This window comes from Acinetobacter sp. LUNF3, from assembly GCF_022699605.1.
GTDB classification, from domain to species: domain Bacteria; phylum Pseudomonadota; class Gammaproteobacteria; order Pseudomonadales; family Moraxellaceae; genus Acinetobacter; species Acinetobacter johnsonii.
On the sequence record NZ_CP093968.1, the window covers coordinates 2,743,199 to 2,756,997 of the forward strand.

Genomic DNA, 13,799 nt, shown 5'->3' on the forward strand with positions numbered 1-13,799 from the left:
GCGGATAGCCCAAGGCTTATCCGCTTCTTCTATCGTTCAGAAAACTCAATTAATCTTCAGGATATTCAAAACGATAGCCTACTCCATATACCGCCTGCACCCATTCATGACGATTACCTGTTTCAGCAGCATCCGAAATCTTACGACGTAAGTTCTTAATATGACTATCAATCACACGGTCAGCCACTTCAAAGCTGTCTGGATTGATATGATCCAGTAACTGTGCACGTGAATAAACTTGCCCCACATGCTCTAAAAACAACTCCAGTAAACGAAACTCGGTCGGTGTTAGGTTTAAAGGCTTTTGCTGATACCAAATGCGTTGCTGCGCTTTATCCATACGGAACAAAGACTGATCTTCAGGCTCAGCCTTACGTTCTAAACGACGTAACACGGCTTGGACACGCGCCACCAATTCTTTCGGGCTAAAGGGCTTACACACATAGTCGTCTGCCCCCATGTTCAAGCCAAGCACGCGGTCGATTTCTTCCGTACGTGCAGTGACCATAATAATCGGCAAATCCGACTGTTCACGGACTTTACGGCAAATGGTCAAGCCATCCATACGAGGCACCATTAAGTCTAAAATCATCAGACTCGGTTTACGCTGCGTAAAGCTATCGTAGGCTTCCTGACCATCGTGAAACATACTGACTTCAAAGCCCGCTGCTTCAAGATAATCGCGGACCAATTGTGCAAGTTCTACTTCATCTTCAACCAGCATAATATGTTTCATACATACTTCCTTTTGTGTTTCATTTTTTTGGGAACGTTAACTTGCAACGTAAACCACCCAAAGGCGAATGATCAAAACTCAATTCGCCGCCCAAAGCCTGTGCCAGTTTAGCCGATAAAGCCAAACCTAAACCTGTACCACCTGTGCTCCGCGTACGCGAGTCATCGACTCGATAGAAACGCTCACCGAGTCGTGCCAGTTGCTCATCAGTTAAACCATATGGACTGTCATCGACATAGACCGTCCAATCTGTTGCGGACTGTTCCGTATGAATTCGAACCTGACCACCCGCTTCGGTATAACGAATGCTATTGCCCAACAAATTGACCATGATTTGCTTAAAGCGGTCAATATCAAGTTGTAACTCAGCGCCCTCACCTTCGACACTGATGCTTAAATGAGCCTGTTCAAATTTAGGCTTAAAGTTTTCCACTTCTTGCTCAATCACCGCCCACGGGTTCACGGTTGCAAAGTAACAGTTTAATTGTTGTGCTTCCGCTTGTGCCAAATCAGCCAAGTCATGCGTGAGTTTTTTCAAGCTGGTGACTTGGCGTAACATCGATTCAAAATGCTCAGGCGTTGGTTTTCGAATACCGTCTTGCATCGCTTCGATCTGCGCTTGTAACACTGCCAGCGGTGTTTTCAACTCATGTGAAGTATCTGACACCCATTGACGACGTGAAATTTCATGCTGATCTAAAATTACCGCCAGTTGGTTCAACTCATTGGACAAATCACCCAGCTCATCGTTTCGATTCACTTTAACTTGATGCTGAAAATTACCCTTGGTTAATTCACGCGTACCATTCAACAAGCGTTGAATCGGTGTTTTAAAATAAGTCGCAAGTAACAACGCAGCAATTAAACTGGCAAAAACGGTTAAACCATAGACCAGTAATAAATAACGCTTTTGATTACTAAAGAAGTTGATACTTAACGCATCATCTTGATCGAGAACTGGTTTCAGCCCCAAGTAGCCCACCACTTGGTTATTCACCACAATAGGACGGAAAGAAACTTGATCATCCGAAGGTTCACCGACCACGAACTGACGCTGCGTATCGTATAAAGATAAACGCGAGCTCAGACCTAAACGGTCAGGCGTGGAAATAAACTGTTTTTTGCCTGTGTTTTGTTTGCTCTCTTGTTCAATCTCTTCTTTTTTACGATCTGGACGGAACACATTTTGATTGGCGCTGAGCGGGAACTTTAAACCTTCAAAGGGTTGAAACTCCGAAGGTAAGTTTTCCTCCAAAGCTTGCAGTTCTTGTTCGGTTAAAATCTGTTTTTCATGTTTGACTTCAGTGGTAGAGACATCACTGAGTAAGGTTTTGGTATTTTCTTTAAAATAACGCTGTTGCAAAGCAATGTCGTACTGGCGACGTAACCACCAACGAGAGAGACGGTCATAATCATCTGGCGCAGCATGTCCTTCAATCTGCAAAATTTGCGCTTGAATGGCATTGCCCCAGTCATGATAGGTACTATAAACGCCTGCTAAGTTATCAATCAGATGATCAAGCTTCTGCATTTCCACGTCCGCCACATATTTGGCAAAATTCTTTTGCATCGTCCAATGCAGCACACCTAAACTCACCGTGGTAATCACCAAAGTGGTCAGCAATACAGTGAGGAATAAGCGTAAAGCAATCGGTACGCGGCGAATCTTCAAAAGCAATCTCTCGGTCGTTTTTTTGCCTTGTTATTGTATAGAACACTGCATCAAAAAACTCTCCATTGTTTCTACATCTTTATTATTTAATCTTTAATCATCCAAAATCACATGCTCTTGTATGGGGGAGTTGTAGAATGAATAAGATGACAAAAATGGCTTTAGCCACTGCCAGCGTTTTATCTGTAGGTGCGTTGACTGCCTGTCAATCCACCCAAGCACCAAAAGATATGGAGCAGTCGCAACATATGCATGGTCATTATCAAAAAGACCGTCACATGACACCTGAACAACGCGAACAGTTTGAAAAAATGCGTACTGAACGCAAACAGGTCATGCAAGACATTAAAAAAGCCTGCGATGGCAAAGCAGTGGGTTCAGCAGTCCAAGTCAAAGCAGGTGAGCAAACACTAGAAGGCACATGTGCGATTTCGTTTAAACCGAACCGTGATGAAATGAAACGTGGTGAACATCGCCCAATGCGTGGTGATCAAGCCGGTCGTGGTGAATTCCGTGGCATGCATATGCAACGCGGCGAACCACTAACCGATGCGAAACGTGCTGAGTTAACCCAGCAATACGATCAACGTTTAGCTGAACGTCAAGCACGCCAACAAGCCGCAACCAAAGCCTGCCAAGGTCAAACCGATGGTAAAGCCGTGCAGCTAAAAGTCGGCACACAAACAGTAGATGGCAAATGTATGGTTCACTTCCAGCCTAACCCCCCTGTTTCAGCACCGAATAAGGCTGCTTAAACCACTCTAAAAAGCATAAATAGATAAAAAAGGCGCAAATTGCGCCTTTTTTATTGGACATAACTTTTTACGCTTTTTGACTATTTATGTCATGCCAAAAGCAGCAAAACTGTTTACACTCAGTGCACTTAGCGATTTTGAATAATATTTATTTGACTTTACAGTCACCAAGAAAAGCACCTGAACCGCTTGTACCAAATTAGAAGATGTTGCACGATTAAGTTATTCCAATCCGTGTCAAAGAAGACACGTTTTTATGTTTATTAGGATTATAAGCTGGTTAAACCAGTATTGAGGAAACCGATATGCCACAATACAAAGCGCCCTTACGTGATATGCAATTCGTACTGCATGAGCTATTGAATGCAGAAGAACACTATTTTAAATTGCCTGCATTTCAGGAAACCGTAAGCCGTGAATTGGTTGACCAATATTTAGAAGCTGCTGCAGATTTCTGTGAAAACGAATTGTCTCCAATCAACCAAAGTGGCGACCGCGAAGGTTGTACTTGGAATGATGGCGTTGTTACAACTCCAACTGGCTTTAAAGAAGCGTATCAAAAATATATCGAACTAGGCTTCCCGTCTCTTTCTGCTGAAGAGCAATACGGTGGTCAAGCATTACCTGTTTCTTTGGGTAACGTGATTTCAGAAATGGTGGGTACTGCGAACTGGGCATGGGGTATGTACCCAGGTCTTTCTCATGGTGCAGTTCGTACTTTAGAACATCACGGTTCAGCTGAACAAAAAAATGCTTACTTACCAAACCTTGTTTCAGGTGTTTGGACAGGTACGATGTGCTTAACAGAATCTCATGCTGGTTCTGACTTGGGTATTATCCGTACTAAAGCTGAGCCACAAGCTGACGGTAGCTATGCAATCACTGGTGAGAAAATCTTTATCTCAGCGGGTGAACATGACATGGCTGAGAACATTGTTCACATTGTTCTTGCTCGTCTTCCTGGCGCACCTAAAGGCACCAAAGGTATTTCTTTATTCATCGTACCGAAGTTTAACTTAAACGCAGACGGTAGTGTGGGTGAGCGTAACGCGGTGCGTTGTGGTTCTATCGAACACAAAATGGGTATCCATGGTAACTCAACTTGCGTAATCAACTTTGACAATGCAAAAGGTTTCTTGATTGGCCCTGAAAACCGTGGCTTAAACTGCATGTTCACTTTCATGAACACCGCACGTATTGGTACTGCTGTTCAAGGTCTTGCTGCATCTGAAGGTGCATTCCAAGGTGCATTAACCTATGCGAAAGACCGCTTGGCAATGCGTTCTTTAACAGGTCCTAAAGCACCAGAAAAAGAAGCCGATCCAATTATTGTTCACCCTGCTGTTCGTAACATGCTGTTAACTCAAAAAGCATTTGCTGAAGGTGGTCGTGCACTGGTTTACTTATTGTCTCTACATGCGGACGTGGTTGAGCAAGGTGCAACGGAAGAAGAGCGTAAATCTTCTGACAACATCTTGTCACTCCTTACCCCAATTGCAAAAGCATTCTTGACTGAAACAGGTTCTGAATCTGCAAAACACGGTGTTCAAGTGTTTGGTGGTCACGGCTTTATTTCAGAGCATGGTATGGAACAAATCGTTCGTGATACACGTATTGCGTGTCTATACGAAGGGACAACTGAAATCCAAGCGCTTGACTTGTTAGGTCGTAAAGTTTTGGGTACTCAAGGTGCAATGTTGAAAGACTTCACTAAGATTATTCACAAATTTGTTGAAGCAAACAAAGACAATGCGGCAATGAAAGAGTTTGTTGAACCTCTTGCTGCTCTAAACAAAGAGTGGGGCGACTTAACCATGCAAATTGGTATGAAAGCAATGCAAAACCCAGATGAAGTGGGTGCTGCTGCGGTCGATTACCTCTACTTCTCTGGTTATGTAACGCTTGCTTACCTATGGGCACGTATGGCACTTGTAGCACAAGAAACATTGGCTGCAGGTACAACTGACGTTGACTTCTATAATGCTAAAGTCACGACAGCTCGTTTCTACTTCAAGAAGATCCTTCCACGTGTTCGCTCACACGTTGATGTGATTGCTGGTGGCGTAGAACCGTTACTCGCATTAGATGCAGAGCACTTTGCATTCTAAGTAATTAATAACTAATTCGATATTCGAAATAGTTGTACTCTTGAGTACAGAAATGAAAAAGGACAGTCATAGCTTTGGCAGTCCTTTTTCTTTATAAATAGAGCGTTATTTCGCTTGGGTCATTTAACAACACTCTCCGTTGTTAATTAAGCTGTCCTAAGTCTACAGAGATTCAAACAATAAACAGGTGAACGAACATGCCAATTTATAATGCCCCACTTGCGGATATGAAATTTATCCTCAATGACGTTTTCAATGCAGATCAGTTCTGGCAGTCTAATGAAAATCTAGCTCATGTAGACAGTGCGACGGCTGAAGCGATCCTCGAGGAAATGGCTAAATTTGCGCAGAACGTAACCCTACCTTTAAACCGTACAGGTGATGAAGAAGGCGCAACTTTTAGCAATGGCGCAGTGACTACTCCTGCTGGTTTTAAAGAAGCGTTTAAGCAATATGCTGAAGGCGGCTGGATTGGCTTAGCGGCTGATGAAGAATGGGGCGGTCAAGGCATGCCAAAAATGCTGACGGTTCTTGCAGATGAAATGCTGTTCGCAACCAACCCATCATTCATGCTCTACCCGCTTCTTTCTGTCGGTGCAGGTATGGCACTAAACAGCTATGCATCACAAGAACAAAAAGAAACCTATTTGCCTAAAATTTACTCAGGCGAATGGTCTGGGACCATGTGTTTAACCGAGCCACATGCAGGTACAGATTTAGGCATTATCAAAACTAAAGCTGAACGTAACGAAGACGGCACCTATAACATTACAGGGACCAAAATCTTTATTACTGGCGGTGACCACGACTTAGCTGAAAATATCATTCACTTGGTTTTGGCAAAAACTCCTGATGCACCTGCGGGTTCACGTGGTATTTCATTATTCATCGTGCCTAAATTCCTCGTGAATGCAGATGGTTCTGTAGGCGAGCGTAATGCGGCAGGTCCAGGTTCAATTGAACACAAAATGGGGATCAAAGCGTCTGCAACTTGTGTAATGAACTTTGACGGTGCCAAAGGTTACTTGGTCGGTAAAGAAAATGAAGGCCTTGCGGCTATGTTCGTGATGATGAACTACGAACGTTTATCGATGGGTATTCAAGGTTTAGGTGCATCTGAATTTGCTTACCAAAATGCTGCACAGTACGCGACAGACCGTCTACAAGGTCGTAGCGCTTCTGGTGTTCAATCGCCTGCTAAACCTGCAGACAGCATTTTAGTTCATGGTGATGTACGTCGTATGTTGCTGAATGCACGTGCCAATAATGAAGCATCTCGCGCATTTGCAGTTTACGTGGGTCAGCAACTGGATATCACTAAATTCTCAACAGACCCTGAAGCGGTGAAAGCAGCCAATGACCGTGTTGCCTTATTAACCCCAATTGCAAAAGCGTATTTAACTGACACAGCATTCCAAGCAACTTTAGATGCACAAATGGTCTTCGGTGGTCATGGTTATATTCGTGAATGGGGCATGGAGCAATGTGTACGTGACTTACGTATTGCACAAATCTATGAAGGCACCAACGGCGTTCAGTCTCAAGATTTAATCGGTCGTAAAACCATTAAATGTAGTGGTGCATTCATTGCAGACTACATTACTGAAATCCGTGACTTTGCTAACAGCTTAGACGCTGACCTAAACTTCATTAAAGATGCAACACTCGATGCAGCAACTGAAGTGGAAGAAGTGACCAAGTATATCCTTGAACGTGCTGCTGAAAGTGCAGAGTTCCCGAATGCTGCAGCAGTAGATTACTTACATGCAGTCGGCCTACTTAGCTTTGCCTATATGTTTGCAAGAATTGCCAATGCTGCAAAAGCTAAAGATGGTGACTTCTATCAAAACAAACTTGCGCTTGCAGCTTACTTTACACAACGTATTTTGCCTGAAATCGACTTACGTATTGCAAAAGTAAAAGCAGGTGCAGAAGTCATCATGAACTTCTCTGAAGACTACTTCACCAGCCAAGCTTAATCGCTTAAAGACTGAATAAAAAAACGCCTGCTTCGTCAGGCGTTTTTTTATTACTCAGCTTTATTTTTACTTTTATACGTCATGTGCATGAAATTTGCTTATGATGCAATAAACCACCATCAACATATCAGGAGGCAGCCATGACTAACCGTGACCCTAAAATAGAGAAAATAGAAACCCTCCTCGATAAACTGGGCAATACTGCAGTAGAAAGTTTTCACTATGTGGCTTTATTTATTATTGGCTGTATGGTGATTTGGTCGGCTGGTCATACTGTTTATGAGATCCTAACCGTTAAACAGTACGCCTCGATTGATGATATTTTACTGTTATTCATCTACTTAGAGCTGGGTGCAATGGTCGGTATCTACTTTAAAACCAACCACATGCCTGTCCGCTTTTTAATTTATATCGCCATCACCGCCCTCACCCGTCTTTTAATTTCCGATATCCAGCATGACCACAAAGCGGATATGGATTTGGTGATTATTACGGGTTCAATTTTAATTATGGCGATTGCAATCTTAGTGGTGCGTTATGCATCGTGGAATTATCCTTCAGTAATTCGGGATAAACATGCCGACAAGCCTTTGCCTGAAGGAAAAACACCACGCCCACAAGACGATGAGCTTGCTTAATTCTTTATTGACCACTAAAAAACCCTCCATCTAAACAACGGAGGGTTTTCTGTATCAAGCAAAGATTCATTTATTTTGAATCAGGTTCTAAAGCGTAGCGTCCATTTTCATAGATCCAGTGCATACCTTCAGGTGGGTCTGGCAATCCCAAACGTCGCCAATCGGTAATCAATACATAATCACGGCTTTCGATACTAGAGTCGCCATCCCCATACACATAACTATTGGTTTCCTGACTATAAGTTGAATAGCTAGGGGCTCGGTAAATAATACTCACACCTGGTCGCATTGGATATCCGCCATGTGGTGGATGGTGCGGAGGTGGTCTGTGATGAGGGGGCTCAATTTGAGGCGGTGATGTAGGTCTGGGCATTGCACCTTGATACGGTCCAGCATAGGTTGGGAAACGCTGGGTTTGCGAAGTCAACGGTTTTCCATAATAACGCGTCGCGGGTTGAGCAAAACTCAGTGCAGGAAATAAGCTGAGTAAACTAATTCCATAGATTATTTTTAAATATTTCATCATCTTCCTCCACAGAGGTGAATATTATTATTTTAAACCTATTTTATGGATAAAAAATGTACAATTTGTCAATTTTAGATCACTGCCTATTATCATCGCTATGAGGTATGAAGCAGGATTTCTTTGAAAAGCAAAAAATGCATGAGTTTTCAGTTTATACTTAATCTTTGTTTATAAATGTATTGGATGAACAATCGTGGCTGAATTAAGTTTTGATCGACTCTATGAATATTTTGCAAAAGTGCCCAGTATTCAAAAAAATCTGATTGATGCTTATGGCACAGATGGAAAAAGTGCATGGTGGTTTAAGTTTCAAATTGATGTAGATCATCCTTTGGCATGGCAAACGGTACAAGAGTTGGGACATGTACTCAACTATATTTCTAAAAATGAGCGCCTACCGACGCAGTTTTTACCTGTGTCACCGCCGCCGTATATGAATGGTGAAGCCAAGCAATTCTTGGCATGGGTCATTCAGTGTAACCATCCTGACTTTCCACCTGATGTCATTTGTGACTGGTTAGAAGCACGCCTACCAAGCCCTGTAGAAGATATTGAAAAATGGAAAATCAAAACTGATCTGCATGAACTCGATAAAATGACCGATAAAGATTTGGATCAAATTATCCCGCCCAATCCTGAGTAATAAAATCTTAAAAATTAAATCTTAAAAATTAAATCTCCCTAAGTTTCTCTTTAAAAAGAGGGACTTTTCATCTTGTACAACGTAGGAAGTACCGCTTTTCACGAAACGGCAAGAAATGGAAAAAGGAATTCGAAATTAAAACGTCGACAAACCACTCCATTCCATAAAGCGGTAAAGCCCATATTTGAGTTTTGACTCATCTTTATATTGCTCATAGCCCACACTCATTTGACGACCATTTAAGTTCGACCATGCCCCATCAAAATATTGCTGTGTATCTATAAACACCGCTGCATTAGACTGGCCAATCACACGTAAATTGGTCTCTAAGTTATAATTCTTCAAATTCCGTGCGGTAAAATTCGCAGAACCTAAAATAAGCTCGGCTTCTTGCGCATGGCGTTTTAAAATCATTTTGCTATGACACTGCTCTCCTTGAGTATTACACCAACGTACTGTAATACCTGCATCGTTAAGCTCAGACGCAACTTGACGATTAGGAATTCCATTCTTTTGACGACCAAATGCATCTTTATTGGGGTCGAGTAAAATCCGAAGTTTAACTCCACGCTTCTGTGCATCTTTTAAAGCATTGATAATTTGACGCTCAGACAAATAGAACATCGCCAAATCAATCTGGTCATTGGCTTTTGCCGTATTCAACAAATTGAGGGTTGCATCTAGAATTGCTTTTTCAGTCAGCACCTGTACCTGCGGTTGAGATGGATTTCCTGCAATTTCGCCTAGAATCACCATTGGTACATCGCCCTGAGACATATGTGCTACAGTTTGCTCTGTTTTCAACACATCAATTGCGGTATTGCCTGTCACCAATAGCGCTACATTGGAATGTCGCGAACTTCCATCATGTGGATTCGCCGATGTGACCAAGGTTTTCCAACCTTCAACGGTATCGACCACCAAAGTTTTGCGGTGATTGGCTTTAAAGTTAAATAAGTTTAAATAACTACGTAGAGTGATTTTTTCATCCCCAAACGGGTTTCTTAACCAACCACCGTCGGGATTATTGCCTGCATTTTGACAACAGATATACCAAAAACCAGACCAAATGGGATTCGAGGCGCGGAGCGGACGTAAATCGGTTTCAATTACATCCACGCCTGCCTGACGTAACTTACGGTAATGCTCAGGTAATAGTCCGCCATATACTGAGTTAATCGGGTCGGTAATGACTTTGATTTCAATATTCGGATGTAAGCTTCGCTTGACAATTAACGCATCGGTCAGCTGACGAGTCAACGCCCGTTGTGATGCTTGAGATGTCCCCACTTCATCGTTAAACAAGAACATATCCAACACAATCGTGGTTTGTGCATCTTCAATCAGTTGAAACACTGCGTTGAAAATATGATGATCTTGTTGCTGCTTGCCTTGTGCATCGATATAGGTTTGATCTGCAATAAATTTGACATCGGCATGACGTAACTTGCCCGTATAGTCCAGCCCATCAGGCAGTGGTTTAACGCTATGGTAAACTGCGGAGGTTAAATAAGTCAGAGCCAATAAACCCACCACGACACCGACATAACGGGTCGATGTCCAGTTGAGCTTTTGATGTAATTTTCGAAAGATACGCATAACAAAAAACCTAATTCAATATACTCAGACTAGGTTTTATTGTTTGATTTTTCAAGAGGATTTCTGTTGTCAATGTTTTGGCAACCTCTCCCTAACCCTCTCCATTAAGAAGAGGGAGCACCTCCTCTCTACTGAAAAGGTGGGGTTGAAGCTTGAAATAGCACCTTAGAAACTAAAGTCGAGTCCGACCGTGAAGTTACGCCCCACTTGTGGAATGGTCGATAAGAAAGAGGTATGCGAATAAACCGTCTCATCTAAGAGGTTATTGGCTTTGAAATACACGCGATAATCATTGCCCTGCATATACTGTCCATTATACGCCAAGCCGAGATTCACCATGTTATAGCCCTCGGTTTCGGTCTCATAGCTTGCAATTCGATCTTGCTCAAACACATGGTAGTACTCTGCCGTTCCTGACCACGTGTCACTAAAGTTCGCATTCACTTTTGTTCCTAAACGGCCTGCAGGCACCCGTGGCGCATTTTCATTGTCAATTTTGCCACGTACATAGTCACCAAATACGCTCATTTTATAAACATCATTGAGGGTATAAGAGGCTTCTGCTTCAGTCCCATAAAAACGTGCTTTGTCTTGGGTGTAGTCCACTAGACGGAAGTTTTCGTAACGGTCTGCGGTTTGAGCATAAATGTAGTTGTCATACCAGTTGTGGTAAACATGAACGTGATAATCAATTTTATCCGTATCGTAATGGAAACCTAACTCTAGGTTATTGGACTTTTCGACATCGAGATTTTCATTGCCACGCTCGTAGGTATTGGTTGCAAGATGCTTACCATCAGCATAAAGCTCTTGTGCCAAAGGTAAACGCTCTTGATGTGACCCGACCAAAGACAGTTTATAGTTCGGTGCAAACATCCAATTCACAGCACCCGAATAGGAAACAGCATAATCATCATAGTCTTTTCGATCTGACTCAATATCAATCGTCTGCTGATCGACACGTGCCCCTAACTCAAAATGGAAGTCATTCCATTGCTTATGTTCTAAACCAAACACGCTCCACTTTTGCGTCTTGTTCGGTTCTAAAATAGATTCTTCACCCGTGATATCTAATTTTTGTTGATTGTACTGTACGCCAACCACACCTTCCCAATCCGCAATCGGCTGATGCACCATTTCTAGACGCGCATCATAACCTTTACTTTTAAAGGTAGTTGCAACACTATCGCCTTCAATTTCATCATGTTGGTAGTCGGTATAACTGGCATGGGCTCGTAACTTCTCAAACCCTGCAAGCGGATTTAAAATTTCTGTACGGAAGTCATAACGCTCCGACTTTAAATCAACCCAAGGCCCTGTCTCATGTTCGTCGCCATAATCTTCCTCACCACATCCAATTAATAAATTACCTGATACAGTGCAACTTTCATATTCATGGCTGTGCCCAGGTAATCCGTACTGATCTTGACGGTTGGTATAGGCGATACCTGCAAAACCACGCTCACCAATCCATGAACCACCAACACTGACAGTTTCGCCTTTAGCAAAGGTATTTCCGACACGACGTTCTTTTTCGAGTTCACCCTCATGCTCATGGAAATAGTTCGGCGCAATATAGTCATTCGCTTCACGCTTTGAACCTTCAACCCGCAAAGCAAACTGACTGCCCAAAGCAACCGTTGCCCCAGCACTGGCCAATTTTTCATCACTTCCAGAGTTGTAGCGTAATCCCGCCGTACCTTCTAGACCTTTTTCAGGCATGCTGGTTGGAATTTTTTGATCGGTAACATTGACTAAACCGCCCACGGTACCTGCACTATATAACAGGGTTGAAGGGCCACGGATGATTTCAATTTGCTTGGCCAAAATCGGATCTACCGTCACGGCATGGTCTGGCGATAAACTCGAGACATCAGCAGTTTCTGAAGCATGTTGTAAGACTTTCACGCGAGGGCCATCTTGTCCACGAATCACGGGTCGACTTGAACCTGAACCATATTGATTTGAATATACGCCTAGCTCATCAGCCAAAGCATCCCCAATAGTCGGTGCACGTTCTTTTAAGCTTTTTTGCTCGATAACCTGATCGGCGACGGCAAAATCAGCAGCGGTCTGAACGAGTGGATGCGCTTGGCTGGTCAACGTTTCAAGTTGTTGTGTTGTTGTATCATCTGCAAAAACGGCAGGTGTGACCACCGCCAAAATAGAGAGCGTTATCAAATTTTTATGGAAAGACATGGAACTCACTCAAGCGTACAATTTTTGAATTTTGTTATAATATAACATTTCAAATTCATTGCAATAAAAAACATTCCAATCGCAGAAAAAAGATAAACTGCCCTTTCTATCTAAGTCGATGCCAATGCCAACAGCTTAATGCCCTTTACCATTTCACATGCCGTTCTCGCACCCCCTTTAGCCAAACTCAGTGGTGACCGATTACCGATTGCTGCCATTGCGATTGGTAGTATGTCCCCCGATCTTTATCGACTGTTTACGCAAGCCAGTTCAAATACCACCCACTACTGGACTTCACTGATTCACCCCGATCTTTGGATTGGACTCAGTTTTTGTGTTTTGTGGTACGCGCTATTACGGCCCTGTTTTTATCGTTTTTTAGGCATTCAGCATGAATTAAGGCTGAGCAGTATGCTGCGTTTTTTTAAATTTTCTGTGGCCGTTATTCTCGCGATCCTGCTGGGTACAGCAACGCATCTGTTATGGGACGGACTCACCCATGCTGACTTCCGCACCTTGTTTGGACATGCATTTTTAAGCCAAGAGATCTCTTTGTTAGGGCACGGCTATCCGCTACACCGCATTTTACAAATTGGCACATCGGCACTGGCTCTGCCCTTGTTAGCATGGATGGGTTGGCGCTATTACCAAACCTATCAGCAACATTTTCCTGTCAGTTTAAAAATCAAACGCTTTGCAATGGGACTGTTCATACTGAGCCTTTTAGGCGGTTTAGTCAGTGTTTGGGACTATGCACGTTATATCCCCACGCAAGTGTGGCAGTCAGACCTGTATTATTTTACAGGGCGAAGCATTAATGAGTTTAGCCAAGTCGCTTTACTGATTTTAATCTTTGGCTGCATTCTGTTTTTATTTTTAGATCGAGACTATCGTTTGGGTTAAATTTAGATCAATGCTTAAATGCTATTTCATGCCTTTTTTAA

Annotated in this window: 11 protein-coding genes; 6 read left to right on the forward strand and 5 right to left on the reverse strand. The window is 42.8% G+C overall.

The window, feature by feature from the left end; all coding sequences use genetic code 11:
- Positions 1 to 49 precede the first annotated feature (49 nt).
- Both MN200_RS13350 and baeS read right to left on the reverse strand, forming a co-directional pair.
- Positions 50 to 736 (reverse strand): response regulator, encoded by a 687-nt coding sequence (locus MN200_RS13350; protein WP_004697755.1) that lies wholly within the window; start codon positions 734 to 736, stop codon positions 50 to 52.
- A gap of 19 nt (positions 737 to 755) precedes the next feature.
- Entirely contained in the window at positions 756 to 2,408 is a 1,653-nt protein-coding gene (baeS, locus tag MN200_RS13355) for a sensor histidine kinase efflux regulator BaeS (protein WP_242759615.1), read from the reverse strand.
- Between the two features lie 137 nt (positions 2,409 to 2,545).
- On the opposite strand from baeS, the gene MN200_RS13360 reads away from it, so the two are divergent.
- The 4 genes from MN200_RS13360 (at position 2,546) to MN200_RS13375 (ending at position 7,888) form a co-directional block, all read left to right on the forward strand.
- The gene (locus MN200_RS13360; protein WP_242759618.1) at positions 2,546 to 3,163 is read left to right on the forward strand and encodes a hypothetical protein; all 618 of its coding nucleotides are present in this window, start codon (positions 2,546 to 2,548) and stop codon (positions 3,161 to 3,163) included.
- 305 nt (positions 3,164 to 3,468) lie between these two features.
- Entirely contained in the window at positions 3,469 to 5,271 is a 1,803-nt protein-coding gene (locus MN200_RS13365) for an acyl-CoA dehydrogenase C-terminal domain-containing protein (RefSeq protein ID WP_242759621.1), read from the forward strand.
- Positions 5,272 to 5,468: 197 nt separating this feature from the next.
- Positions 5,469 to 7,250: an acyl-CoA dehydrogenase C-terminal domain-containing protein gene (locus MN200_RS13370; RefSeq protein WP_242759624.1), complete on the forward strand. Its 1,782-nt coding sequence runs from the start codon at positions 5,469 to 5,471 to the stop codon at positions 7,248 to 7,250.
- 140 nt (positions 7,251 to 7,390) lie between these two features.
- Entirely contained in the window at positions 7,391 to 7,888 is a 498-nt protein-coding gene (locus tag MN200_RS13375; protein ID WP_242759626.1) for a phosphate-starvation-inducible PsiE family protein, read from the forward strand.
- 70 nt (positions 7,889 to 7,958) lie between these two features.
- Here the strand turns inward: MN200_RS13375 and MN200_RS13380 are convergent, their stop codons facing one another.
- The gene (locus MN200_RS13380; protein ID WP_004697742.1) at positions 7,959 to 8,411 is read right to left on the reverse strand and encodes an RcnB family protein; all 453 of its coding nucleotides are present in this window, start codon (positions 8,409 to 8,411) and stop codon (positions 7,959 to 7,961) included.
- Between the two features lie 196 nt (positions 8,412 to 8,607).
- Here MN200_RS13380 and MN200_RS13385 point away from each other — a divergent pair, with 196 nt between their 5' ends.
- Entirely contained in the window at positions 8,608 to 9,057 is a 450-nt protein-coding gene (locus tag MN200_RS13385) for a hypothetical protein (RefSeq protein ID WP_242759629.1), read from the forward strand.
- A gap of 135 nt (positions 9,058 to 9,192) precedes the next feature.
- Here MN200_RS13385 and MN200_RS13390 read toward each other — a convergent pair whose 3' ends face one another.
- A complete protein-coding gene (locus MN200_RS13390; protein ID WP_242759632.1) occupies positions 9,193 to 10,656 on the reverse strand; it encodes a phospholipase D family protein in 1,464 nt (487 codons plus the stop codon).
- 165 nt (positions 10,657 to 10,821) lie between these two features.
- Complete coding sequence (znuD, locus tag MN200_RS13395; RefSeq protein WP_242759634.1) at positions 10,822 to 12,855, reverse strand: zinc piracy TonB-dependent receptor ZnuD; 2,034 nt, start codon at positions 12,853 to 12,855, stop codon at positions 10,822 to 10,824.
- Between the two features lie 138 nt (positions 12,856 to 12,993).
- On the opposite strand from znuD, the gene MN200_RS13400 reads away from it, so the two are divergent.
- The gene (locus MN200_RS13400; protein WP_242759635.1) at positions 12,994 to 13,758 is read left to right on the forward strand and encodes a DUF4184 family protein; all 765 of its coding nucleotides are present in this window, start codon (positions 12,994 to 12,996) and stop codon (positions 13,756 to 13,758) included.
- Positions 13,759 to 13,799: the final 41 nt, after the last annotated feature.